This is a genomic window from Nitrospirota bacterium (assembly GCA_016207905.1).
Classification (GTDB): domain Bacteria; phylum Nitrospirota; class Thermodesulfovibrionia; order Thermodesulfovibrionales; family JdFR-86; genus JACQZC01.
Map to the genome: position 1 here is coordinate 1 of JACQZC010000011.1, position 23,947 is coordinate 23,947.

Consider the following 23,947-nt stretch of genomic DNA (forward strand, 5'->3'; position numbering starts at 1 on the left):
TTATGTGGCTGCTGATGGTCAGATTAAGTTTGATTGTATACATATATCAGCCGCCTATGAATGGAAATGCCCGACTCAAAAAGAAAGCGTCAAGGTCTGTGCAGGTGGGTGTGAGGAAGCTCCTGAGATATGCGACGGCAAGGATAATGATTGTGATGGAATTATTGATGAGGGCTGTTATGTGGACAGCGATGGAGACGGTTATACATCAGATGTAGACTGTAATGACTATGACAATACAATTTATCCCAATGCACCTGAGTTGTGCGATAATAAGGATAATGATTGCGATGGGGTGGTGGATGAGGGGTGTTGTGAGGTGGAAGTGAAGGTTTCTCCGTCAGAGGTAGCTCCACAAAAGACATTTGGAAACACTGAGGCAGATATAGTTTTAACTCTCAAGAACAATGCACCTCCGGGAGGTTGTAAAGTATTATTCTCAGTCGAGCCTGTGGAATTCTCAGGAGGCCATAACCATGACGGAAATAGACCTCATGGGAGTCTGAGTCCCGAGGTTATTTTTAAAGAAGGCGAGCCTGCCGGGAGCATCAAGCATGTAAAATATACAAGCGGTGAAGTATCAGGGATTGAGAAGATAATAGCGGAGTTGGTTGGAGGCAATAAAGAGGAGTTTTCAATAAATGTGAAAGTGCCGTATGACCTCTATTCCATGCCCGGAGGAAACTATCGCCTTACAGGGTGGACAACTTTTCATCAAATGAATCACTATGGGACATACTACACGGTGGTGAATACAAGGCTTATAGCAGAAGATTTTTATAAGCAGTCTAAAGCAACGCTTGGAATAAACGACATGAGTTTAAAATGGGGAGGGGGATTTGATATATACGGTAGGTGGTTAGAGGATATAACATCCCCTAAATGCAGACAAAAAGGCCATGGGCACTGCTCACATCGGAAAGGGATAAGTGTGGATATAGACAGATGCGCACAGAGCGCAATTCTAAATAACCCAAACCCGCAAACCTGCGTAACTTCTTATGATAAGAACGGCAATCCTGTTTGGCACACATGCCCGCAAAATAATATATGTGTTCCAAGGGATCAAATAAAAAAAATCTGTAGTGAGCATGGGGATGCCACTATGGTACGAGAAGCAACACATCACTGTGAGTTTCCGAATATTAAGTAGGAGGTGGTAAGAAATGATAAAAGCCATTGCATTTACACTTTTGCTACTTTCACAGCTGCCGGACTATCACCCTGAGCTTCTTCCTAATCCTCTTGAAGATATAGAAATAAAGGCAGAAATCAATCGTAGTGCAGAGGGATATTTTATTTTCAGTTATGAGATATATAATCCCCCTAAAAATAATGGGCGGATATGGTCAATAGATATAGACGTTAAAAAAGGAGAAGGCGAGAGCGAGCTAAACAGAGGACTAGAGTTAGGGGTCAGATGTCATAAATATGGCACCGAAGATGTGATTGCAAGTGAAACTGTAGTTCCTGTAGGAATGGACAGCCCGCCTAATTGGAGTTGCGGTGTAGGGACAAGTAAAATAGCTGGTTGGGGGGCGTATGATTACCCCTACCATCTGTTGCCCGGACAAAGCCTTTCAGGCTTTGTCATAACATCTTATGGATTGCCCGGAATCAGAGATATAATAGTAGAGCCTTTAATTGTGGATACCGTTTATCCTGAAGTTGACGAAGAAGAGGTTAAAATGGAAGAACTTATTAGGTTGATGAAAGCGGATAGAGAGAAGGTATCATTTAAAGGCAAGACCCTTGGCCCCACTGCCCCACCTGCTGATTTTAAACCTCTTGAGTTCCTAAACTACATCATCTCTATGAAACATGAGGCATCTACCTTAGGCTGGATAACTAACAAGGGCATAGAGATGAGCTTGGATGCAAAGTTGGAAGCCGCAAAGAAGAAACTTGAAGAATATCCTTAATGCCTTAATTAACGAGATAGAGGCACAAGGCTGTGAAACTTACGAGGGATGCCCAAAGGGCAAACACCTTCTCCCAGAGGCATATGCACTCTTGAAGTATAATGTCCTTTATTTAATAGAGAGGCTTTAGGGTAGTTATTTGAATATAGCTCCACATCCCATATTTCTTGACAGGGAGAAAAAGTGGCATTCTCAAGTCTTTTCTGCAAATTCCATCAGGGCATTTCTCCCGATACTTGGGGTTGTTTTGCAGAATTCATTTTACACTGTCGGTCATCGGAGTATAAGCGACTTTATAATGTAGGAGTCTATGTCTTAAGCGTATTACTTAAGTTTTCTATCGAGTAGGAGAGCTGTTCGCATTTTGTCTTTAGCAGTTCATCCTTTGTATCTTTAAGCGTATCTATTATCTTTCTTGTGGCATTAAACTCTTTACTTATGTTTTTAAACCTTTCCCTGAGTGCAGTTGCCATGCTGTCTAATTCCTGAGCAGTGTCCTTGAACATATCTGCCTTTCTCAGCCTTACATTCAGGTAGAGGTTGCCGTCTCCTATGCTTTCTATGTCTTTTTTTAACCTATAGATAGGTCCTGCAACCTTCCCTGCAATAAACCACGATGCCATCGATAGGGAAACAATAGTAAAAAGGACACTAAAGATGCTGAGATAAATCAGGTGAGGAGTCACTGTGGATGCCAGTGAGTTTTCATAAAATGCCATACTCCATCTGAGGTCCTCAAGCTCGTTCAATGCAAAGTAGTTAAACAGACCCACTGCCATGACCATGCCAAAAAGGCATATGAGGACAAAGGTGAGTATAAATCTTCCCTGGAAGTCCTTATCTACGATATATTGTCTTCTCTTGTAAGTCCGCTCCATTTCTCCTCCTATTTATCGTAATGGCAGGCAGTGCAGAGTCTGCTTTCGGTGTTATCCATGACGAGCCTTGCATAATGTGTCGAGTATGTGTCATGGCATGTCCCACAGCCGATTTTGCCTGCAAAGAATCTCAATTTTCTATTAAGCTGGCTTGGAGGCGTAAGTTTACTGCCTTGCGCCCTTGCGGAGCTATAGCGAATACCTATTGGATGAGACATGCCAGCCCTGTGTGTCCATATGCCATCGCCAATGGAGTAATCCGCATTTATTCCTATTGTGCCATCGTGGCATCCTATGCATTCGCTGGAAAGAGGGTCTAAGGGCAAAGAAGGGTCCACGACCTCGTAATAACTTCCCATATGTGCAGTCGTTATAAGTTCCTTGTGGCCTGGTCTCATACGGTTTTCTTCGTGGCATGCTACACAGAAAAATTTAATATCAGCAGTAGGCCTTCTTAAAAAATAAGATTTGATGCCAAAGACAAGGCTTCTTTCGGCATGGACACTATGGCATGTGCTACAGGTTAGTTTTCCATTCCTAAGTGGAAGGTCATTTGGAATCTTAGCAAGATTAGGGAAGATATCCACGGGATGGGTGGATGCCCGGATTGTTCTTTTATGGCATCTTGCGCACAGTTTGGTTATTCCTTCTCTGAGTGTAGTGGGGTCTCTGTCAGGGTCTATGTGGCAGTCCTTGCATTCTGACTCGGAGAAACTATGTGGTGTATCAGAGAGCGTATATGCAACAATAGCCATTATGACAACGAGGAGGATTATCAGGATGAGGTATCTCATAACTTCAGCCTCGACAGAATCTCCTCTACCTCGGAGGATGCCTCTGAAAGAGAAAGTATTGCCCTGTTAACCAAATCCCTGTTTTTGCTTTTCACTGCGGAGTCGAGCTCGGGTATATTTTCTGCCATTTTCTGGACTGCGTCACTGACCTTTGCATATCGCTCTTTATACTGTCCAGCCATGCGGTTGATGCTGTCTGCAAGTGGGTGTATTACATCTCGCTCTCTGAACCTAATATTTATGCCAAGGTTTCCTTTTCCCAACTCCCTTGCGGCTGCCTTTACTCTCTGAAGGGGTCCGGCAATCCTGTGGGAGTATATGATGCCCAGTATAACGATTCCGCATAGTATTAATAGGGTGAAGAATGCGTATATAAATATGCTTCTACTGAGCACCATGTCCTTATACATATCTACGCTTACGAATGTCTCGGCATAAGATGGCGAAAGAAGGATTTTTCGTGCCAGTAGATAAAATGCCGTGCCTGAAAAAACCACGCCTGCTATAAGCACAATGGCAATCTTCATTAACAGCCTTGCCGAAATAGAATTCCTTATCTCCCTGAGCAGGTGCATTTTCCCCTCTTAACTACTTTAGGTTGTATTATGCTAATTTTAGCAGGAGATATATAAATGTCAAGTAGTAAAATTTACCCCGAATATGCCATAGAACTTCTTAAGGTTGAAGAAACTCCGACAGAACCATTAAAATCAATCATGCGGAAGTGGCGGAGCTGGCAGACGCGCTGGACTTAGGATCCAGTGGGGAAACCCATGGGGGTTCGAATCCCCCCTTCCGCATAAGGCTTAGCCCTTAACACACTAAGGCATCCAGAGATAAAGAAACTCAGGAGATACCATAAAGGCATCGGCACCTATATCGATGAGATTAAGGATTGAGCTATCATGCCGGGACAAAGAATATATAGTCGTCTTATAATCTCCGGGGCGGTAATAGGTAATTACCCGTGCCTCTGTTATTCCGAGAGAGTTTTTCATCATATCTACTGTATCCGATAAATAGCCTATGGAGTCAACGAGCCTTAGAGAAACTGCCTGCTCTGCAGAATAAATCCTTCCATCGGAAAGTGTCTCCAAGTCCTTTCTGCTTATAAGGTCTTTTCGCTGGGCAAACACCACATCTACGAACCTGCTATGGAGCTTGTCTATTATGGTCTGCATTATCTCTTTTTCCTCAGGCGTGCTTGCCCTGAGTGGTGACTGGATGTCTTTTTTATCTCCTGACTTTATTGATTCCTCTTGAATCCCTACCTTTGTAAGGAGTCCTTCCATGTTGAACTTAAACGATATGACGCCTATTCCTCCTACGATTGATGTTGGCTGGACAATAATCTTATCAGAGGCAGTAGATACATAATACCCGCCTGATGTCCCGATACCCATAATATGGGCATAAACCGGTATCTTTTTTCTGTCCTTGAAGCTCAAAAGCTCCTGATAAAGTATATCGCTTGCAGTCACAGCACCCCCGGGGGAGTTAATCCTGACGATAACTCCAACGACATCCGGGTCAGCCTCTGCCTTAAGAAGGGATTCCCTTAACTCAGCGGTCATCGAAAGAGATTTAATGCCCATGCCCCCTGATTTTTCTTTTTCCGAAATCACACCCGATATATCTAAAAGAAGTATCTTTGGATGGCCCTTACCTTCGATAACCTGCTCTTTAATCGGCTGTATGGATGGTATGAGGGAGACATTCATAAATGTACAGCCACTAAGAAATACCATAAAAATAAAGCTTAGAGCCCTACTCATGCCTTGCTCCTTTTATTGCCTTTTTTGCAAGTCTGTCTGCTTGCTGGTTAAGCTCTCTTGGGATGTGGCTTATGGAGAAATACTTAAATGAGCAGGCAATCGTTTTTGCACTTTCCCATAATTCCTTGAGCTTTTCGTCTTTTACCCTATATGTTCCATTTATCTGTCTTACCAGAAGCTCTGAGTCTAAGAAGGCATCAACTGCATCTGCCCTAAGCAGTCTTGCCCTTTCGAGCCCTCTTAGGAGCGCCCTATATTCGGCAACATTGTTCGTGGCAATGCCTATGTATTCGGATATCTCAAATACCCTTTTACCGAATGTAAGGACAACTCCGATGCCTGACTCTCCGGGGTTTCCGCTCGATGCACCATCGGAGTAAAGGACAGCCCTTCTCATACAATGACTTCCTCGTGATAGAGGATTCTTTTACACTGAGGGCACTTTATTATATCCTCGTTCTTTTTTATCTCGACAAACATCTGTGGCGGGACATTCATGTTACAGCCCGAGCATACGCCATTTACTGCCCGTGTGATTGCAAGTCCACCCATAGATTCTATCAAAGACATGTAGAGGCTATAGAGGTCAGGCTCGATGCCAATTACAAGCTCTGCCCTTTTTGACCTAAGGACAGCAAGGCTTTTCTCTTTGATTCTTGCCTCTTCCTCAAGCCCTTTTTTCAGTGCCTCTGTGTTTTTGGATTGCTCATCTACTGTCTTTTTAGCGGACCTGACATCTGCCTCTGTCGTCTCCATCTCCTCCATGAGAAGAAGGATTCCGTCTTCTATGCCTAAGCGTTCTTTTTCTAAAGACTCATGCTCTTTAAGGTAAGCCTGATACTCCTTATTGGTCTTTATCTCCGATGACCGCGCCTTTGATTTTTTAATCCTCTCGCCGATATCCTCGAGCTGTCTTTCCTTGTCCTTCTTTTTTTTCTTTATGGATTCGTATGTTTCATTTTCTTTTAAGACAATGGACTGGGCATCCTTAAAGGGTTTTTCGATTAACGAAAGCCTTGAGGGGATTGAGTTTAGATAGTCGCTTTCCTGAATCATTGCTGAGTCCAGTTTTTGTGTCTCTATGAGAAGTTCTAACTGTTTATTCAAATGACCTCCGATTTCCAACCCCTATGGGCCCACCAGGACTCGAACCTGGGACCAACCGGTTATGAGCCGGTAGCTCTACCAGCTGAGCTATGGGCCCTGTTCTGGAGCTTTTCTTATGACTAAATTATAATTTTACGGTCTTATGGATATTCCAGTCAAGGTTTTTCGTGTATTGTGTCAAGCCAAAGTAGAAATGTCCTAATATTACTCAGCCCCTTTTAATCCCGAATTCTCTCTCAAGTATTTCCTCGGCAACCCTTTTTCATCCTTTCAGGGTCTATCTTTTCAGCAGGGATTTTCTCCTTCACCCGCTCCTTCCATCTTCCCTCACTTGCCCATCTTAAAAGTGTCTGTGCTGAGAGCCTTATGTCATGGGCAGACTCAAGTCTTTTGAGCATGTCTTTAATGTTTTTTCCTCCAAACTCAAGATATGTCCTCTGAGCTATTTTCCTAATCTCAGGTGTGCCTTGTCCTCTTTTCATTCAGCCTCCTTCAATCCTGTCACCCTGAACCATGCCCTGAACTTGTTTCATGGGTTGATTCAGGGTCTAATGTTTTTGCTTTAATTTAATAGGGGAGGGGGGGTGTCTCATAACCCATTGATTTTTAATGATTCCTGCTTCCATTTTAGTTCCGTTTAGTTCCGTTTTGGTTCACTTTTATGCATTTTATTTGCACTTCTCCACCCTCTGTCTCCTCTTTCGTCGCCCTGAGCCTGTCGCCCTGAGCTTGTTGCTCTGTTTTCTTCTTGACAGAAAAACGATGCCTGCTTAAGTGTGATTTGAATTTAGGGCAGGGAGAGGCTAAGGTCATTGCATTGGCTTATGAATCAGGTATGAATGCCTTGATTTAAGTCAATTCTTTCAATGCGTCTTCTTTATTCTTGTCTGATATGATGAAATAGTGCCATCCTAAACAGTTTTCCATAAATGAAACACCTTTCCCCTTTATAGTATGGGCAATTATTATTTTTGGTTTTCCTTCAGAATCTTGACAAAAGGCGGTGTGAAGTGCCTTTATGTCATGACCGTCTACTTCAATAGCATGCCATCCAAACGATTCCCATTTTGTTCTTATCGGCTCATAGGCACATATTTCACAAGGCCTTCCATAACCTTGTAAATTGTTATAATCAATAATCGCTGTAAAATTATCAACTCCCAGTTTCGGAGCAAATAATGCTCCCTCCCATATCGATCCCTCTTGAGACTCTCCGTCTCCGATTAATGCATACACTTTTCTTTTTTCATTTAGCTTTTTGAAACCATATGCCATGCCTATGCCAATATTGAAACCATGCCCTAAAGAACCCGAAGAAACTTCAACACCCTTGATCGTAAATCTATCGAGATGTGCAGGCAATGTTCCATCATTTTGATAATATCCGTCTAACAATCTCTTATCTATAATCCCTCGTAAAGATAATGTCCCATACAAACACATGGCCGCATGGCCCTTACTAAGTATAAAAATATCTCTTTCATTCCATGGGTCCAACTTCATAATATCGAAGTACAAAACCGTTAAGATTTCCACACATGATAGTGATGACCCCACATGCGGGCTTTTAGCCATATGCGCCATGTTAATAATCGTTCTACGTATCTGTTTAGAAATATTAGCTAATTCATATCTTGACATTTTACCCCTTATAAAAGTTAAATCTTTTCCCTTTCTTCATTTACTGCGTTTACAATATCACCTGCTAAAATACCAAAATAACTCCTCATGCCAGATGTATTCTTTATCTCGTGTATAAATTTGAATGGAATACCCATTACCTTTAGTTTCCACGAAGGCTTGTGCTGGTGATATGCCTGTCTTAATATACCACCAAATCCGCAGTTTTCATAATGCTCTTCAACAGCTATAACAGTTTTTATATTTTTCAAGATGTCAAACAATGAATCTACATTAAGAGGCTGTATTATTGGAACCGAAATAATCATTGGATAAATATGCCTTTCCACAAGTTTATCATAAGCATTCATCACTTCTTCAGAAATGTTTCCATGAAATATCAATGCAATGTCTTCTCCCTGCCTTAATACTTGTGGTATTGTAATATCAAGATTTTCAGTTTTATGAAAAACAGGCTCTCCTCGCTTAGGAATCCGTACATAAACCGGTTTATCGGCATTAATAGCGTATTTTGCTGCACATTTTGCTTCTATTGGGTCACAAGGGGATATTACTATTAGGTTAGGCAATGTTTGGGCAATCCCAATATCTTCTACTGAATAATGTGTTAAACCCTGTGGAGCATAGGTAACTCCACTTCCTATCCCAACCATAATAACTGGTAGTTCCTGATAACATATATCATTTCGCACCTGTTCATAACACCGGTATAGAAGAAAAGGTATAATATTATATGTGCAGACTTTATATCCGCTCATAGCAAGCCCAGCCGAAACACTTGTAAGATTCTGCTCAGCTATTCCTAAATTAATAAATTGATTGGGGTTATTTTTCATAAAGGCATCAAACACGCCGGCGCCATTATCACCGGTGACGATAAATATATCATCTCTGCTCATTGAAGCACTAATTAAGGTATTTACAAATGCATTTCTCATAACACTTCTCCATTTTAAGCTTTTGAATTTTCATAGTCTGGTTTTTTAAGTAATAACCTTACCCTGACTGAAGCTGAGGTTATCAGACCGGCAATAGCCAGCATCTCGCAGAAAATGCCACCGCAATACTTAATCATGCAATATTTTTATTATAACATATTTAAAAATAGCGGTTATTACTTCACTAACTTTTAAAGTTTCTCAAAAGGCATCACAATTTCCCTTCATGCCCCAAACTTCTTAAGCCTTCCTGCATTTGAAAGAATAAGTGGCATAAGGTTTACAGTTGGGAATATTCCAAGCTCTCCTCTTATGCACTCCCTCTCTGAGAATGTCTTTGTGAGACCGCCCAATACATAAGGAGACTTAACGAGCACAGGCACAGGATGCCAGCTATGGCTTTTGAGAATGGACGGTGTTGAGTGGTCTCCTGTAACTGAAAGCACATCAGGGTTTAACTTAAGTATCTCGGGCAAAGCCCTATCAAACTCCTCAATCTTTTGTGCCTTCCCCTTGAAGTTTCCATCCTCTCCGTATGAGTCCATTTTCTTGATATGCAAGAAGAAGAAATCATAATCCCTGTATTTACCGATAAGAAACTCTATCTCTTCTTTTATATCTCCTTTAACCTCAGGGGCATCCATGCCAACCAAAGATGCAAGCCCCCTGTACATCGGATATGTTGCAATTGCCAATGCCCTTAAGCCATAGGTATCCTGAAATGTTGGCATATGTGGCATCTGTGAGAATCCACGAAGAAGAATACAGTTTGCCTTTTCCTCTGATTTCAGAAGCTCGGATGCTTTTGATATGAGTTTTTCGGCAATCTTTATTACTTTCTCAGTCTCGGGTTTGGATGCTCTTAATGGAAGTGGCTGACTGCCTTGTTTCTGTGGGTCTGTATCACTAATCGCATCTGAGTGTGGTGGAAGTGGCTCAGGAAACCTCATAAGGCAGGCAAACCTGTGCTCCATGCCCCCTGCAAAAATAATCCTTACTTCATCTATCGAGGGTATCTCCTTCTGGAGTCTCTCTGTAAGTTTTCTATTCTCATCAGTGGGGATTCTTCCTGCCCTTCTGTCTATGACAATACCCTTTTTCAAGGTTGCATAATTACACCTTACTGCTACATCGGTGTCTTTGACCTCAAGACCAAGACCGATGGCTTCTAAGACTCCCCGTCCAATCTGATACTTAATCGGGTCATAGCCAAAAAGGCTAAGATGTCCTGGTCCACTTCCGGGTGTAATACCCATTGCCACAGGAACATGAAGCCCGCATGCACTCTGCTTTGAAAGGGCATCTAAATTAGGGGTATTTGCAATCTCAAGCTCTGTCTTCCCTTTCAGAGGTAAGCCTCCCAAACCATCGAGGACGATAAAGATAATCTTTGAATCGTTCTTTATAATAAGGTCTTTTATTAAATCCTGCATAAGAGAAATATTACTCTAAGGGAGGTTTATTTGGCAAGTATTGACATATTGCATTGCAATGTGTTATTTTGTAGTGCAATAAAAGGAGGAAATGGATATGCAATCACAGCTTACAGTCAGGGTATCGGATGAGCTTAATAGAGGTGTTTCAGCTTTGGCAAAAAGGCTTCACCTTAAGCGTTCAGATATAGTAAGATTGGCGCTGGAAAGGTTTGTGGGTGAAGCAGAAGGCACAATAGAGAGCAAGCCATATGAGAAAGTTAAAAGCCTTATTGGAAGTATTTCAATCGGCATACCTGACCTTGGGGAAGAGCACAGGCGGTATCTCATGAGGAAATTCAAGAAAGTTGCGTAGCATTCTCTTAGATACAGGGGCGTTTGTTGCACTTCTTGACAGAAGCGAGAGGAATCATGAGCCTTGTGTCTCATTCTTTAAAGAATTTAAGGGCAGGTTGCTTACAACAGAGCCTGTTCTTACAGAGGCTGTTTATCTCCTCGGGCCATCTATCAAGGCACAAATGTCCTGCATAGAGTTTATCTTAAAAGGTGGTGCTATGCTCGTTCCTCAATCAGTAGAAAGTCTTTCAAGAGCTATTTCACTAATGGAGAAATATAAAGACATACCAATGGATTTTGCTGATGCTACTTTGGTTACACTCGCAGAGGAGACAGGGATTGATGAGGTATTTACATTAGATGTAAGGGGCTTTGGCACATACCGCATTCATGGGAAAAAGCCATTTAAGATTTATCCTCAGTAGCTTAGTTGATGCTATGGAAATAGGTCTGGAAGGCTCTAAACACTAACGGACAATAGCCCTGATAATTTTTAAGGTAAGCTGTAACTTCTCTTCATTAGCCTCTTTAAGCAGATTAACTATATTCCCAAAAAGTTCTTTACCCTTCACCTCATGCATGTATTCAAAAAGGTCTTTTATCTCCACATTTAAAGCCTTAGCAATCTTCTCAAGTGTATCCAAAGAGGGGTAACTACTTCCTACCTCAATTCTACTTAGATGTTTTGGGTCTATATCTACCCTTTCTGATAGTTGCTCCTGCGATAACCCCTTTGACCTCCGTAGTTCCTTTATCCTTGCGCCGAGCAATTCCTTTGTTGTCTTCATAAAACCTCCATCGCTTAAATCATCACCTTTTAAAATGTGATTTGGAACAACTTAAAAGATAGAAAATACTTGACAAATCCTACATTTTAAGTAGAATTATCTATGGCAAAGATAGATTAATAGCCAAAAAATCAACCTAAAAGATAGCTTTTATTGGGAGGAGGTGAGAGATATGGACTGACTTATATGTTTCCGTCACCCTGAACTTGATTCAGGGTCTTAAAGATGCTGAAACAAGTTCAGCATGACAATCATGACAAAAAGGAGAAAGAAATGAAAAAGCTTTTAGTTATTGTTTCAGTAATTCTGGTAATGCTTATAGCAGGAACTGTCTATGCACAAGATGCAAAGAGCTATGTTGACCTGAAATTAGGTGCCTTCTACCCGAATGATAAAGAAGACGACGGGATGGCAGGGTTTGATACAGGACCCAATCTTGAAGTTGATTTCGGTTATAAACTTAACAAAAATTTTGCAGTTGAACTCGGTCTAGGTTGGTATCAGTCTAAAAGCACCGAGTTCAGCGATGAGCCTACAGTTTCTGCTATACCCATCATCCTGACAGCAAAAGGAATCCTTCCTGTAGTAGATGACAAGATTGAGATTTTTGCAGGTGCAGGGCTCGGCTATTACATGACTAAAGCCAAAAGTGAAGTAGGACTTTACTCAGTCAGTGGTAATGCATTGGGCTGGCATGTAGTTGGAGGTGCTGACTATAACATCTCCAAACAGTTCGCCCTCGGGCTGGAAGCAAAATGGTTTACAGTAAAACCTGAGTATGATGAATTAGGATTCAAATCTGATGTAGGAGGTGTAATCACAAATCTTGCCTTAAAAATTAGATTTTAGTAAGAGAGTGTCTTTCTAACCCTCCTTCAACTGGTGAAGAAAGACTGAACGGGGCGGGCATATGCCCGCCCCTCTTGTTTTCAGGGCTTGATAAGTCCCAGACAGTTTTTTGCATTAAGGATCTTAAATGGCAGATTTAAGTGGCGGTTCAAAAAATGCCTATTTTCTGTCACCAAAATATCAGCACCTGTCCATTCTACATATGCTGCAATAAAAGCGTCTGCTGGTTTAAGCCCCTCCAACTCATATCTTACACCTAACTCAAAAGGGACAACAAAGTCTTCATCTATGGCAGTAAGGGTCGTTATGAATTCAATAAATTCCCTGAATTCTTCTTGCGTTAGATGACGGCCAACCTCTTCTATTACCAGTCTGGGGATTCGGATAGAATGTGAGGGGAAGGTGTCAAGAATTGCATCAAGTAGCATCTCACATGCAGGCTTCTTAAAAATTCCGAATGCAAAGATATACTCGTTGGAATCAAGAACGAGCAACAAGTTTCTTATCCCAGATTTCTTCTCTTGTCCTGCGTATAGCCTTAATCGCCTCTTCCTCATTCATATCAGAAAAGGGAGTTTTCTTTTTTGATGCAAGCTCACGGAGTTTAGCAAGATGTCTCTTTGCCTTTTTAATATCTGGTTTTACCATATCTATACCTCCTTATAAGCAAGTAACTTATACCATTATAACACAATGTGTGGTGGCGTAATCACAAACCTTGCTTTAAAGTATAGGTTTTAGTAAGAGAGCGTCTTTCTAACCCTCCTTCAACTGGCGAAGAAAGACTCAAGGGGTCATCTGGTAAAAAATAAAATACAGGTGGCCCCGAATTTTTCTCATCCTGACACATTATGCCGCAACCCTTGAATGCTCAAGGATTTCAATGAGAAATGGGTTTTTAGATTCCATCTCCTGAGGGGTATAACCTTTTGCCTGGATAGGCTGCATTATTCTTGCTCCTGCAATGCCGAGAACTTCAAGCCTTTCTCTGATATTCATTCTCTCAAAGTCTCGTGAAACTATTATGAGGTCTATGTCGCTATCTTCTTTTGCCTGTCCTTTTGCATAAGAGCCATATAACAGTACCCGTTCAACTCGGACATTCAGCTCTTTGAGTTTTAATATATATTGTTTTATTATCCCTTCAATCTCTGGTTTTGTCTTAACCACTTAAGAACCTCCTTTGTTTTATCAAGATACTCTTTTGCTACATCCTCAGGATACGCAGAAACTATTTTTGACAGATCCTCAGGGTATCTTGTTACTGTACTTGCACTGTTTACCTTTCCTAAGAAATCAAGAAGACCTTCCGGGAATTGAAGTTGTGCAAGATTTCTGAGATGAATTAGGTCATGCGATTTAGGGGGGAGTTTCCCTGTCTCCTCATGTACGATTGCTTTAATCAATTTTTCAATGGACAGATGACACATAAAGACAACATAGAGATACCTACCTGTGTTAAACATATGCTCAGCTGTATTAATGTCATACTCAGATGAAGCTATCCAGTTTTCAGTCTCTTTTCTCATTTGCTGGTATTATACAAACATTTATCCATTTTGTCCTCTGCTGTCTTCATATCCCATATATCCCCCTCATCTCCTCTGAATATGTGCCATCATCGCCATAAATGAACATTGGTCTTTCAATGCTTAGCCCTGCTCTTCCATCCTTTACAGCCTCCATAAGAAGCATCTTTGCAGGTGAGCTTGCCTTTGAATGCACAAACCTGAGCCTCTTTGGCTCAAGATGAGCCTTTCTCATTTCTTCTATAAGCTCAATAAGCCTTTCAGGAAGATATATGAGGGAAAACCTTCCTTTTGCTTTAAGAAGAAGGCTGACTGACATCAAAAGTTCAGGGAGTTTAAGTTTTATTTCATGTCTTGCAACAGATTTTTCTTCCTCATGGCTAAGCTTTCCTGTAAGGGGACATCTAAAAGGCGGGTTTGAGACAGCAAGGTCGTAGGAGGCAGTTCCTTTAGTCAGTAAATGGGTCACTGACCTCCTTAAATCAGCCCTTATTGCTTTAACCCTGTTTTCAAGTTTATTAAGGATAATATTTTTTTGAGAAAGCTCAAAAAGACTCTTTTGAATCTCTATGAGTGTAACCTCTGAAGAGGGGTATTTCTTTGCAAGGAGTAGCCCTATTATTCCTGAGCCAGCACCAAGGTCAGCGATTCTTTTTATATGCTTGAGATTTATAAATGAATAAAGCAAAAGTGCATCTACTGAGAAGCGATAGCCATGCTTTGGCTGGTAGAGCTTTATGTCCCTTATGGAGTCAAGGGTGGTGTGCATAAATTAATATACAATATATTATCCATTTACGAAAACTTATTTATGTCTCTGTGCTAAAGAGATTTGTTATAATTGTGTAGGCAATGAATGTGCATTTGTATACAATCGGGTTTTCAGGTAAAACTGCAGAAGAATTTTTCAAGATTCTAAAATCTGCAGGGATAAAGATATTACTTGATGTGCGACTGAATAATACATCGCAATTGGCTGGTTTTACAAAAAGTAAAGACCTCAAATATTTTGTCAAAGTAATTTTAAATGGCCAATACATTTATTTGTCCGAACTTGCCCCGACAAAAGAACTACTTAAGAAATATCTGAAGGACAAAGATTGGGTAAATTACGAAAAGGAATACTTAGAACTACTTCAAAAACGAGAAATAAAAAATAAAGTGGATATAGAGCTTTTAACGGGTCCAAGCGTGATGCTCTGCAGTGAAAAGAGTGCAGACAAATGCCACAGAAGACTTGCGGCTGAATATATCCAGAAAAAACTTTTACCAAAATTAAAGATAGTTCACTTGTGATATATGGCTGAAAAAATTTTAACCATCACGGAAGTAACTGCTATGCATAGCGATAATGTCTGTATTGCAGGAGTTAACTTTAATCTTGCCTGTATTAGACCCGTATTATCAAGGGGGCAAATAAAGAAGAGCCATTTGTTTAAAAGTGAAAAACTTATTATTTATCCGGGAGCTGAAGTTTTATTTAATCTTCTCTCTGCCGATCCTCATCCCCCACACATTGAAGATTGGATTTTCGATGGGAGTATAGCATATAAAGGTAAGGTAACAGAGAATGCATGGAGAGATTTGCTCGATAAAACATCTTCCAACTCTTTCGCTGAATTGTTTCCAAATATGCAAGAGCGTTATGTGCCTCCTGATTCTACCGGTCCATCTATAGGTGGTTTGTTACCTAAAGAGATAGTTATAGATTATGATAGCTATTATAATCGGCTAAGAATGGTCATAGTAGATAAAACAGGGATTCGTAAGGAGCGTGTGCCCATTACTGACTTCGCTTTCCGTAATCTCTTTTTTAAGCATATGCTCAATAAATTAGGCGGTCGGGAAGCTGTTATTGAACTAAATAATAAAATAAGTGAAAGAGAGATTTGTTTACGCCTTGGTCTAAGCCGTCCTTATCTTAATGCTCCTGTGCCTTACAGTGGATGGTGTTGTTTACAGGTAAATGGGATACATACCCTTCCTGACCTCTATGATGGAGATTATTCAAGGTGGATAACTTTAGAATAAAGCTATCTGAGATGTTGGGGTTTCATCTGTAATTTCTGCTTCGCTCTTTTCTGGCAGTGGTCTTTCGCCTTCATAAATTACTGATATGCCTTCTCGCTCTCCTAACTTGCACAAAAACTCAGCAAGGAGATACCGATGGCAATGCTCACCTGCCCTACAGTAACAAAGAAAAGTTAATGTTCCTCTATTAAGGATGTCGTTCCATGCTGTTTGATTACGCTTATAACTATCAAGCATTAATTGTCTGTAATGTTTAGAAAATGTCTCCCAATCTATCTGATTTGATTTCCATCCCTGAACAATATCCCATGTTGGTGCGAATGTATGGTCACCGCTTTTAACTGTAATGTCAAAAGAGTCCTGTCCTTTATATTTGCCTATTTGTGCTGTATAGAGATGAAGTTCCATCATTAAAAATATTACAAATTATTGTCTTTATTTTGACATTATCATGAGTTTTGGTCAAGAAAAAATTTAGCCCTCTAAACAGCTTTCTTTTGAGGCAAGAGTTATATCTTTCTCGATCTCTTTAGATGGGAATTTTTTAGTCCTGCTGTGGACCTTCTTAAGGAGAGTCTTAAATTCACCAATCCACTCATTGTCAGAAACAATAGTAAGTTTTATCCTGCTGTGCTCTGGGAAAGAAAGTTTTTTCTTGGGTTTGAAGACCCCATCCTCATAAATTGCCTCTATTGTTCTAAACATATAATCATTTTAGCACAAATCTGGTTTTTGGGAGTAATGGTCATAGAGTGAGGGGAGGGACTTAGCCCTCCCCAATAGAGTTTAATACATTCCTTCCATTCCTCCTCCGCCTGGCATAGGAGGCATCTTCTTTTCTTCCTCAGGGATATCAGTGACCATAACTGCTGTTGTAAGCATGAGAGAGGCAACCGATGCAGCATTCTGAAGGGCATACCTTGTAACCTTTGTTGGGTCTATGATGCCTGCCTTCATCATGTCCACATATTGCTCTGCCTGTGCATCGAATCCATAATTAATCTCCTTCGATGCCTTTACCTTCTCCAGCACAACCGCGCCCTCTCCGCCTGCGTTAGCCACTATCTGCTTAATAGGCTCATCAAGTGCCCTCTTGATTATACCCACACCTATCTTTTGGTCGTGGTTTTCTAATTTAAGCTTATCCAGTGAAGGCACACACCTTAGAAACGCAACGCCTCCGCCTGGCACTATGCCCTCTTCAACAGCTGCCCTTGTGGCATGAAGGGCATCCTCAACCCTTGCCTTTTTCTCCTTCATCTCGGTCTCTGTTGCGGCACCGACATTTATTACTGCAACACCACCCACTATCTTTGCAAGCCTCTCCTGAAGCTTCTCCCTATCATAATCGGATGTGGTCTCCTCCACCTGTGCCTTAATCTGTTTAACCCTGCCCTGTATCTTTGCATGGTCTCCTGCGCCCTCGACAATGGTTGTGTTTTCCTTATCGATGGTAATCTTCTTTGCCTTTCCTAAGTCCGAGAGCTTTATGCTTTCGAGCTTAATCCCCAGGTCCTCTGCTATCATTGTTCCGCCTGTTAGGATGGCTATATCTTCAAGCATTGCCTTTCTTCTTTCGCCAAACCCGGGTGCCTTAACCGCACACACATGAATGGTTCCCCTCAGTTTGTTTACAACTAATGTTGCCAGTGCCTCTCCCTCTATATCCTCTGCAATGATAAGAAGGGGCCTACCCATCTTTGCAATCTGCTCAAGTATAGGAAGAAGGTCTTTCATGCTTGAAATCTTTTTTTCGTTTATGAGGATAAATACATCCTCGAGCACACACTCCATCCTTTCAGGGTCTGTTATGAAGTAAGGCGAGATATATCCCCTGTCAAACTGCATACCCTCAACGACATCCAATGTGGTTGCCATGCTTTTGGCTTCCTCGACAGTTATTACTCCGTCTTTTCCGACCTTATCCATTGCCTCTGCAATAAGCTCTCCGATTGACGGGTCGTTGTTTGCAGAGATAGTGCCTACCTGTGCAATCTCTTTCTTTTCGGCAACAGGCTTGCTTAACTTTTTTAGCTCCTCTACTATAGCCTCAACTGCCTTCTCTATTCCCCTTTTAAGGTCCATGGGGTTTGCGCCTGCAACCACATTTTTCATACCCTCCTTGTAGATTGCATATGCAAGGATGGTTGCAGTGGTTGTGCCATCGCCTGCGGCATCAGAGGTCTTTGAAGCCACTTCTCTTACGAGCTGTGCACCCATGTTCTCCCAAGGGTCCTTTAGCTCTATCTCCTTTGCAACTGTAACCCCGTCCTTTGTGATTGTCGGTGCTCCGTATTTTTTATCCAGTATGGCGTTTCTGCCTCTTGGGCCTAAGGTAGCCTTTACTGCATCCGTAAGTATGGTGACTCCCTTGAGCATTGCGCCCCTCGCTGCTTCATTGAACAAAAGCTGTTTTGCCATTTCCTATATCCTCCTATCCTTCCATTATTCCTAAGATGTCTTCTTCTTTGATAATTAGATACTCTGTGTCGTCTATCTTGACCTTTGAGCCTGAATACTTGTCAAAAAGCACAGTGTTTCCAACCTTTAGCTCCTTAACCTCTGAGCCAACTGCCTCAACCTTTCCCTTCTGAGGCTTTTCCTTTGCAGTGTCTGGGACATAAAGCCCACCTGCAGTCTTTTCTATCTCCTCTGCATAGCTCACAAATACCCTGTCCTTTAAAGGTCTAAACTTCATAAAAAGCACTCTCCTTTCAAAATACGGGATTTTTTCCTATTTAGCACTCACAGGAGGTGAGTGCTAAATAGTTTACATCTAATAGGTTTTTTAAGGCAAGTAGAATTAATTGGCAAATATTGCTTATTCTGGCTAATAACAGAGAAAATCTTTTAAAATCTTCTTTTTTCTTACATTTTTGCGGATTAGCTCCTAACTTATTGGTTAAAACTCCTTATAGTTCCTTGCTTTCACAGAGAAGGTTCTGGATTTCCCTTTTGAATGACCCTCTCAGATGCGTCTCGGATGAACGCAGGAGCACTGTTTGATGCAAAGACCACAGAGACTATGGCTTCGTTGGGCGATTAACTATCTTTCTTTTATCTTCTTCAAATCTCATTTTTTCTGCGATTTCAGGTGGCAGGTCATTTCCATAAAACCTCCTGAAGATTCCAATTTTAATCTCTTCATCCGAGGCTTCGGGGTTATCCTGAAGGATAGAGGCAGTCACCAGTCTCCTTACCATTGCATTCATCTCAAATCCCATCCTGAGTCGCTCCTCAGCGCTTCTTTCAAGTATCATCCTGAAAAATCTTTCTTCCATATCAGGATGTGTGTCTTTCATCCCTTCACCTTTAGGTAGAGTTCTTCAACTTCCAGATAAACAGCCCACTGTCTGAGATAATCTTCATCCAGCCCCTTTACAGATTTTAACAGGTTTCGCACATCATTTAACTGGAGTTCGGACATTGTCTCCTTTGCCCAGTATAATTTTGAGAGGATTAAATCCTCAGGTGCTGTGATATAAAGTTCTGCATTTTCAAAAGCCACCTTCCGCTTTCTTTTGAATTCCTCCATACGATAGGGATCATCTTTGCGGACGATAAAATCCACCTTTAATACTGCTTGATAATGAATCATGTTAAACACCCCTTTCTCCTTTACAGCCGACAAAACCATTCCACTATCTATATAAAACTCATCCATAAAAAGACTGCATACCTGCTTAACATCGGCTTCTTTTAACTCTATGACAATGTCAACATCCCTTGTCATTCTCGGTACACTGTAAAAGTTCGCGGCTATAGAACCTGTGAACATATACGGGATTCCTGCATTGTCAATCCGCCGGGCTATTTCTTTGACAATATCAGACTCGGAGACCACTTGCTTCCTCAGGCTCTACCCAATCCCTAATGACTTCTTCCTTATATTAATAAAATTTTCGAGTTCCTTTTCAAAGAAATTCCCCTTGCTTCTTATTTCAGGAGGAATTCTGGATTCGTAGAGCTTAATGCCTTCTTTTAGTTCAGGTGCAAACACCTCTTTAAATTTATTATTCCTTATGGAGTTTTCGACCTTTGGTGCGCTATAAAGGTAGATATCTGAAAATATGGTTCTTGAGAGCCTTTTTGCCTTCTCTACCATCTCATCATAAGGCGCCTCAACCTTTTGTGGCGCCTCAACTGTTGGAGGAGCTAAAGAGGGCTTTTCTTCCATAACTGGCATGTGGGGCATCTCTTCTTTTGGTCTTGTCAGGGCATTTACTTTTTTCATCAGCTCCTCTTCTATAAGGTGCTCGTCTATATAGTCGTCTGCACCATAAAGCGAGGAAGGCTCTCTTCTATATCTTTTTTTATCGTATATACTGCTTATAAGTATTAACTTCATATCCTTAGTCTCGTCTCTGTCTCTAAGTCTCTTACATGCCTCAAAGCCGTATATCTTTGGCAGTGCTACATCCACTATCGTTACATGGGGAAGCTCTTTCAGTGCCTTAATCATCATATCCACGCCATCTGTCGAGGTTAGTATTTCATAGTCTCTAAGTGAAAGCGAAGCCTTAGCCCTTTCTATGACAGAGGGGTCTGCATGTGCAACCATTATTTTTTTTGTATCTAATTTTCTTAGTTCTTTTTCAATAGGCTTTTTGACTAAAAGCACAGTGGCGCACTTAGGGCACTTGAATCTTGAGCCTTGGGAAGAGACCTTTTCATCTGCAATCTTAAGCCTGCTTTTACACTTAGGGCATGCTACTACCACTTCTAAGCCTCCTTTTAGGCATAAATATTTTTATGGTAATCAGTCCGAATACAAAACCACCTATATGAGCAAACCATGCAATGCCACCTCCACCTGTTCCGCTTATCAGACCACTGACAAGTTGTATAATAGCCCAAAATCCAATAACTATCAAGGCAGGCACCTTCAATATCTGATAGAAAAAGCCAAAAAACACCAATGTATGAACCCGTGCATGCGGGAACAGTAACATATATGCTCCAAGCACTGCTGAAACGGCTCCGCTTGCACCTACCATTGGGATCGTTGAGGTAGGCGCTGTTATTGAGTGTGCATATGCGGCAAATGCCCCTCCAATCAGATAAAAAACTGTAAATCTGATATGTCCGAGCTTGTCTTCTATGTTATTGCCGAATATCCAGAGGTAAAGCATATTGCCTCCTACATGGAAAAACCCTCCGTGAAGAAACATAGAGGTAAACACAGTTGCAACTGGGTGTATGGGCTGAGTTCCCTGAAAGGTTAAAAGACTAACTGGCATTGCTCCGTATGAGTAAACTATACTTTCTGCTGTCTCTTTTGAAGAAAGGAATGTCCAGAGGAATATAAGGATATTCAGGCTTATAATCCCTACTGTAACAAAAGGAAATATTGTGGTTGGATTGTCGTCTTTATATGGAATCAACTGTTTTCACCTTTGTGAAGCCTGTAAGACAGGAACTTATAATATACATGAGAAATTATAACACAGGGAATAGGGCTTTTCTCATAAGGCTTAAGCATTCTTGTCATTGGAAGAGAGCTTTTTTAAATGAATTTTCCTTGCCTTTTCAGAAGAATTACTACTTCTTTTTTATTTTCTTCTGGTAATTTTCCTCCATAACTTTTCCTTCTGAGCGTATAAGAGGGTTTCCTTTATTGCATTGGTGTCCATGTCTTTGACGGTCTCTATATATTTCTTAATCAGCTTTTGTTTTTCCTCCTGCACCCCTTCAAGCAAGTTAGCTATACGGCTTTGTCTTAAACTTATTGTTTTCGGCATCTGCCCTTTAAAAAACTCAGAGATACTTATGCCGAGTGCATTACATATCTTGCCTAAGACCGATAATCCAGCCTCTCGCTTACCTGTCTCTAATTGACTTAAATAAAAGGGTGTCTTGAATCCGAGCATTTCAGCAAGTTGCGATTGCGTCAAACCTGCCTTTTTCCTTAGCTCTTTTATTCGCCTGCCAGAATCCATTACTCATAAACTTTACTTATTACTGTGGCAAAAGAGAATATACCTTTTGCTAATAAAAAATTATTGACTTTGAATAGAGCTTTTGCTATACTCTGTCAGGAGGGAGGTGAGAGAAAGGGGGTCTCAGAAGGTTCATATCAAGGTTGTCATTCCGCACTTGATGCGGAATCCATAAAAATCAAGGAGGAAGAATGTGGTTATTGATGATAAGGTGGTTATTAAAGCAGGCACTCAAGCCACGGGTGAGGTAACTGCCTCTAAGAAAGGGGGCATAGTTGGAATTCCAGGTCGGATTGAAATCGCGGTCAAATATGTTGAGGCAGTAGACAAGACTTCAGTCCCCATCTCAGGGAGTAAGACTGTTGAAGGCGAAGATAAACTGATAGCGGGGATTGTTCTCGGGGTGTTATGCCTTCCTTTAATATTCGTTGTGCGGGGTGGTACTCCTCGTATTTCAGCAGGCACAATGATAGATGCAACGGTTTCCATGCCAACTACAATTACTCTGAAATAAGTCAAGAGACTGTTGAGGTTTAGAATTTCTTATTGGCTTCTTAGGGCAGTAACTTTCATACTGCTAATAGTAGTATATTTGCCTGTTGCAGAAGGAAATGATACTCAAAGAGTAAGCACGAAAGAGAGTAACAGCGAGCTTGAAACAGGTCCTTATCCATTCCATCGTTTTGTAACCCTCGGTGCTATTAGAATATATCAACGATTTATCAGCCCAGCAAGAGTAATTCCCTGCCCCATGCATCCGAGTTGTTCAAATTATGCCTATGAGGCATTCAATCGCTATAATCCTCTCAAAGCCTTTATGATGACAGCAGACAGGCTCCATCGGTGTGGTCATGATTTAGATAACTATGAAAAAGTAGAGGTGTCTGAATTTACAAGGTTCTTTGACCCTCCTTATGCCCTTTCTTTAAATACAACCTCGTCAAGTCTGCCTGCTGACTCATCATTACAGGTATTCAAAGAACCAGGAGGGTTGGCATTGGAGACCCCTGCTGATACCTTCAGCGAAGATAGCAGACTTTTTCAGTTTGCACAAGCATTAGAGTCTGAAGGCGACTATATGCGGGCTCTTATAGAATATCGGCGATTGGTATTCTATTTCCCTGATTCCCCTTATAGAAAACAAGCAATGAAATCAATACTTCGGTGCTACTATAAAGCAGAGCAATATTTGTCAGCTACCCATTGGGGACAAGAACTTCTAAGCAGAGGCGATATGGTTGAGGAAGAGAGCGAGATAAAGTTTTTCATGGGGTTAAGTTTTTTCAGGCTTAATAATCACCAACTTGCAAGAAAATACTTTAACGAAATTATAACTACCGAGAAGGATAGCTTTAAGGAAAAAAGTATCTTATTAGAAGGATTATCCTATGCAAAGGAAGAGAAGTGGGAAGAGGCAGAGAAAAGTTTTGCTCTAATTAAACCAGATTCAACATTTTTTAACAATGCTAACCAATCTATAGAGTTGTCTAAACAGGGCAAAAAGCTTCGTAAAAAAAGCCCGACTGTCGCTGGATTTTTAAGTATTATCCCAGGCTTAGGGTATCTCTACAGCGGTTATGAACAAACCGCATTAGCTTCCTTTATTGTCAATGGGCTGTTTATCTGGGGAACAATTGAGGCGTTCGACCATCATAATGAGGGTTTAGGTATAATGTTAGGCGTCTTGAGTTTCGGGTGGTATTCAGGGAATATCTATGGTTCGGTTGTCAGTGCCGAAAGAAGCAACCAAAAATCTAAAAATGAATTACTCATCATGTTTGAACTTGGCTTTGAGTTTTAAAGTATGTATAGATTTCAATAAAACCATGTCTTTCTAACCCTCCAGTAACTGGTGAAGAAAGACTGAAGGGGGGCGGGCATATGCCCGCCCCCTCTTTTTTAGCAAAGCAGGCACGCAGGACTTAGACAATTGCCACTTCCAAAGGGATAGAGTAAACCCCATCAGACCTTTCTTTCTTTAGATAAT

The 23,947-nt window shown here is 41.2% G+C and carries 35 protein-coding genes and 2 tRNA genes; 11 read left to right on the plus strand and 26 right to left on the minus strand.

Translation table 11 applies throughout. The annotated features are described in order from the left end of the window. The 3 genes from HY805_01500 to HY805_01510 form a co-directional block, all read left to right on the plus strand. Positions 1–1,153, plus strand: a 1,153-nt coding sequence (locus tag HY805_01500) for a putative metal-binding motif-containing protein (protein ID MBI4822891.1), incomplete at its 5' end; no start/stop codon positions are given. A gap of 13 nt (positions 1,154–1,166) precedes the next feature. Then, positions 1,167–1,922 (plus strand): hypothetical protein, encoded by a 756-nt coding sequence (locus tag HY805_01505; protein MBI4822892.1) that lies wholly within the window; start codon positions 1,167–1,169, stop codon positions 1,920–1,922. Next, a complete protein-coding gene (locus tag HY805_01510; protein ID MBI4822893.1) occupies positions 1,906–2,052 on the plus strand; it encodes a hypothetical protein in 147 nt (48 codons plus the stop codon). The genes HY805_01505 and HY805_01510 overlap by 17 nt, the downstream gene beginning before the upstream one ends. Positions 2,053–2,230: 178 nt before the next feature. Here HY805_01510 and HY805_01515 read toward each other — a convergent pair whose 3' ends face one another. From HY805_01515 to HY805_01525, 3 genes are read right to left on the minus strand one after another with little or no spacing between them, the layout of a single operon-like run. Beyond that, the gene (locus HY805_01515) at positions 2,231–2,800 is read right to left on the minus strand and encodes a methyl-accepting chemotaxis protein (protein MBI4822894.1); all 570 of its coding nucleotides are present in this window, start codon (positions 2,798–2,800) and stop codon (positions 2,231–2,233) included. Positions 2,801–2,808: 8 nt separating this feature from the next. Beyond that, positions 2,809–3,594, minus strand: coding sequence for a cytochrome c3 family protein (locus HY805_01520; protein ID MBI4822895.1), 786 nt, complete (start codon positions 3,592–3,594; stop codon positions 2,809–2,811). Beyond that, entirely contained in the window at positions 3,591–4,169 is a 579-nt protein-coding gene (locus HY805_01525) for a methyl-accepting chemotaxis protein (protein ID MBI4822896.1), read from the minus strand. Before HY805_01525 ends, HY805_01520 begins: the two co-directional genes overlap by 4 nt. A gap of 143 nt (positions 4,170–4,312) precedes the next feature. Here HY805_01525 and HY805_01530 point away from each other — a divergent pair. Next, positions 4,313–4,394: transfer RNA gene (locus HY805_01530), tRNA-Leu, on the plus strand. Positions 4,395–4,415: 21 nt separating this feature from the next. Here HY805_01530 and sppA read toward each other — a convergent pair. The 8 genes from sppA to HY805_01570 form a co-directional block, all read right to left on the minus strand. Then, positions 4,416–5,369, minus strand: coding sequence for a signal peptide peptidase SppA (gene sppA / locus HY805_01535; GenBank protein ID MBI4822897.1), 954 nt, complete (start codon positions 5,367–5,369; stop codon positions 4,416–4,418). Then, positions 5,362–5,766, minus strand: a complete 405-nt coding sequence (locus tag HY805_01540; GenBank protein MBI4822898.1) for a ribonuclease HI family protein — start codon at positions 5,764–5,766, stop codon at positions 5,362–5,364. The genes sppA and HY805_01540 overlap by 8 nt, the downstream gene beginning before the upstream one ends. Continuing rightward, entirely contained in the window at positions 5,763–6,476 is a 714-nt protein-coding gene (locus HY805_01545) for a hypothetical protein (GenBank protein ID MBI4822899.1), read from the minus strand. The genes HY805_01540 and HY805_01545 overlap by 4 nt, the downstream gene beginning before the upstream one ends. 24 nt (positions 6,477–6,500) lie before the next feature. Further along, positions 6,501–6,573 (minus strand) — tRNA-Ile (locus HY805_01550). Positions 6,574–6,712: 139 nt separating this feature from the next. Continuing rightward, entirely contained in the window at positions 6,713–6,958 is a 246-nt protein-coding gene (locus HY805_01555; GenBank protein MBI4822900.1) for a hypothetical protein, read from the minus strand. 367 nt (positions 6,959–7,325) lie between these two features. Next, positions 7,326–8,117 (minus strand): transketolase, encoded by a 792-nt coding sequence (locus tag HY805_01560; protein MBI4822901.1) that lies wholly within the window; start codon positions 8,115–8,117, stop codon positions 7,326–7,328. A gap of 17 nt (positions 8,118–8,134) precedes the next feature. Next, positions 8,135–9,055 carry a transketolase gene (locus HY805_01565; protein MBI4822902.1) on the minus strand — a complete coding sequence of 307 codons (921 nt, stop codon included), beginning with the start codon at positions 9,053–9,055 and terminating at the stop codon, positions 8,135–8,137. Positions 9,056–9,279: 224 nt separating this feature from the next. Then, positions 9,280–10,488: a 2,3-bisphosphoglycerate-independent phosphoglycerate mutase gene (locus HY805_01570; protein MBI4822903.1), complete on the minus strand. Its 1,209-nt coding sequence runs from the start codon at positions 10,486–10,488 to the stop codon at positions 9,280–9,282. Between the two features lie 97 nt (positions 10,489–10,585). Here HY805_01570 and HY805_01575 point away from each other — a divergent pair, with 97 nt between their 5' ends. After that, positions 10,586–10,843, plus strand: a complete 258-nt coding sequence (locus tag HY805_01575) for a ribbon-helix-helix protein, CopG family (protein MBI4822904.1) — start codon at positions 10,586–10,588, stop codon at positions 10,841–10,843. Continuing rightward, the gene (locus HY805_01580) at positions 10,836–11,249 is read left to right on the plus strand and encodes a PIN domain-containing protein (GenBank protein ID MBI4822905.1); all 414 of its coding nucleotides are present in this window, start codon (positions 10,836–10,838) and stop codon (positions 11,247–11,249) included. The genes HY805_01575 and HY805_01580 overlap by 8 nt, the downstream gene beginning before the upstream one ends. Before the next feature lie 42 nt (positions 11,250–11,291). Here the strand turns inward: HY805_01580 and HY805_01585 are convergent, their stop codons facing one another. Next, positions 11,292–11,612 (minus strand): helix-turn-helix transcriptional regulator, encoded by a 321-nt coding sequence (locus HY805_01585; GenBank protein MBI4822906.1) that lies wholly within the window; start codon positions 11,610–11,612, stop codon positions 11,292–11,294. Between the two features lie 273 nt (positions 11,613–11,885). Between HY805_01585 and HY805_01590 the strand changes: the two genes are divergently transcribed. Continuing rightward, positions 11,886–12,461: a porin family protein gene (locus HY805_01590; protein MBI4822907.1), complete on the plus strand. Its 576-nt coding sequence runs from the start codon at positions 11,886–11,888 to the stop codon at positions 12,459–12,461. An 80-nt stretch (positions 12,462–12,541) separates the two neighbouring features. On the opposite strand, the gene HY805_01595 is transcribed toward HY805_01590, so the two are convergent. The 5 genes from HY805_01595 to HY805_01615 all read right to left on the minus strand — a co-directional run bounded on the left by HY805_01595 (position 12,542) and on the right by HY805_01615 (position 14,759). After that, entirely contained in the window at positions 12,542–12,955 is a 414-nt protein-coding gene (locus HY805_01595; GenBank protein MBI4822908.1) for a type II toxin-antitoxin system VapC family toxin, read from the minus strand. Beyond that, a complete protein-coding gene (locus HY805_01600; GenBank protein MBI4822909.1) occupies positions 12,942–13,109 on the minus strand; it encodes a hypothetical protein in 168 nt (55 codons plus the stop codon). Before HY805_01600 ends, HY805_01595 begins: the two co-directional genes overlap by 14 nt. Positions 13,110–13,310: 201 nt before the next feature. Beyond that, complete coding sequence (locus HY805_01605; protein ID MBI4822910.1) at positions 13,311–13,610, minus strand: nucleotidyltransferase domain-containing protein; 300 nt, start codon at positions 13,608–13,610, stop codon at positions 13,311–13,313. Next, a complete protein-coding gene (locus tag HY805_01610; protein ID MBI4822911.1) occupies positions 13,598–13,990 on the minus strand; it encodes a HEPN domain-containing protein in 393 nt (130 codons plus the stop codon). Before HY805_01610 ends, HY805_01605 begins: the two co-directional genes overlap by 13 nt. 46 nt (positions 13,991–14,036) lie before the next feature. Next, positions 14,037–14,759 (minus strand): tRNA1(Val) (adenine(37)-N6)-methyltransferase, encoded by a 723-nt coding sequence (locus HY805_01615; protein MBI4822912.1) that lies wholly within the window; start codon positions 14,757–14,759, stop codon positions 14,037–14,039. 83 nt (positions 14,760–14,842) lie between these two features. Between HY805_01615 and HY805_01620 the strand changes: the two genes are divergently transcribed. Both HY805_01620 and HY805_01625 read left to right on the plus strand, forming a co-directional pair. Beyond that, positions 14,843–15,286: a DUF488 domain-containing protein gene (locus tag HY805_01620; GenBank protein MBI4822913.1), complete on the plus strand. Its 444-nt coding sequence runs from the start codon at positions 14,843–14,845 to the stop codon at positions 15,284–15,286. Positions 15,287–15,289: 3 nt separating this feature from the next. Further along, positions 15,290–16,021, plus strand: coding sequence for a hypothetical protein (locus tag HY805_01625; protein MBI4822914.1), 732 nt, complete (start codon positions 15,290–15,292; stop codon positions 16,019–16,021). Here HY805_01625 and HY805_01630 read toward each other — a convergent pair. The 9 genes from HY805_01630 to HY805_01670 all read right to left on the minus strand — a co-directional run bounded on the left by HY805_01630 (position 16,013) and on the right by HY805_01670 (position 21,960). Continuing rightward, entirely contained in the window at positions 16,013–16,429 is a 417-nt protein-coding gene (locus tag HY805_01630; GenBank protein MBI4822915.1) for a DUF488 domain-containing protein, read from the minus strand. The two genes, HY805_01625 and HY805_01630, sit on opposite strands and share 9 nt — an antisense overlap. A gap of 66 nt (positions 16,430–16,495) precedes the next feature. After that, on the minus strand, positions 16,496–16,726 hold the full coding sequence (locus HY805_01635; GenBank protein ID MBI4822916.1) for an antitoxin family protein: 231 nt from the start codon (positions 16,724–16,726) through the stop codon (positions 16,496–16,498). 81 nt (positions 16,727–16,807) lie between these two features. Further along, complete coding sequence (groL, locus tag HY805_01640; protein ID MBI4822917.1) at positions 16,808–18,442, minus strand: chaperonin GroEL; 1,635 nt, start codon at positions 18,440–18,442, stop codon at positions 16,808–16,810. Positions 18,443–18,455: 13 nt separating this feature from the next. Next, complete coding sequence (gene groES / locus HY805_01645) at positions 18,456–18,719, minus strand: co-chaperone GroES (GenBank protein ID MBI4822918.1); 264 nt, start codon at positions 18,717–18,719, stop codon at positions 18,456–18,458. Between the two features lie 325 nt (positions 18,720–19,044). Then, positions 19,045–19,323 (minus strand): hypothetical protein, encoded by a 279-nt coding sequence (locus HY805_01650; GenBank protein MBI4822919.1) that lies wholly within the window; start codon positions 19,321–19,323, stop codon positions 19,045–19,047. Continuing rightward, a complete protein-coding gene (locus HY805_01655) occupies positions 19,320–19,754 on the minus strand; it encodes a hypothetical protein (GenBank protein MBI4822920.1) in 435 nt (144 codons plus the stop codon). The genes HY805_01650 and HY805_01655 overlap by 4 nt, the downstream gene beginning before the upstream one ends. 126 nt (positions 19,755–19,880) lie before the next feature. Then, positions 19,881–20,741, minus strand: a complete 861-nt coding sequence (locus tag HY805_01660) for a zinc-ribbon domain-containing protein (protein MBI4822921.1) — start codon at positions 20,739–20,741, stop codon at positions 19,881–19,883. Next, complete coding sequence (locus HY805_01665; GenBank protein MBI4822922.1) at positions 20,722–21,405, minus strand: rhomboid family intramembrane serine protease; 684 nt, start codon at positions 21,403–21,405, stop codon at positions 20,722–20,724. The genes HY805_01660 and HY805_01665 overlap by 20 nt, the downstream gene beginning before the upstream one ends. A 168-nt stretch (positions 21,406–21,573) precedes the next feature. Next, a complete protein-coding gene (locus tag HY805_01670) occupies positions 21,574–21,960 on the minus strand; it encodes a helix-turn-helix transcriptional regulator (protein ID MBI4822923.1) in 387 nt (128 codons plus the stop codon). 193 nt (positions 21,961–22,153) lie between these two features. Here HY805_01670 and HY805_01675 point away from each other — a divergent pair, with 193 nt between their 5' ends. Together HY805_01675 and yidD are read left to right on the plus strand one after the other, a co-directional pair. Further along, entirely contained in the window at positions 22,154–22,474 is a 321-nt protein-coding gene (locus HY805_01675; protein MBI4822924.1) for a hypothetical protein, read from the plus strand. A gap of 186 nt (positions 22,475–22,660) precedes the next feature. Continuing rightward, complete coding sequence (gene yidD, locus HY805_01680) at positions 22,661–23,761, plus strand: membrane protein insertion efficiency factor YidD (protein MBI4822925.1); 1,101 nt, start codon at positions 22,661–22,663, stop codon at positions 23,759–23,761. Positions 23,762–23,947 lie beyond the last annotated feature (186 nt).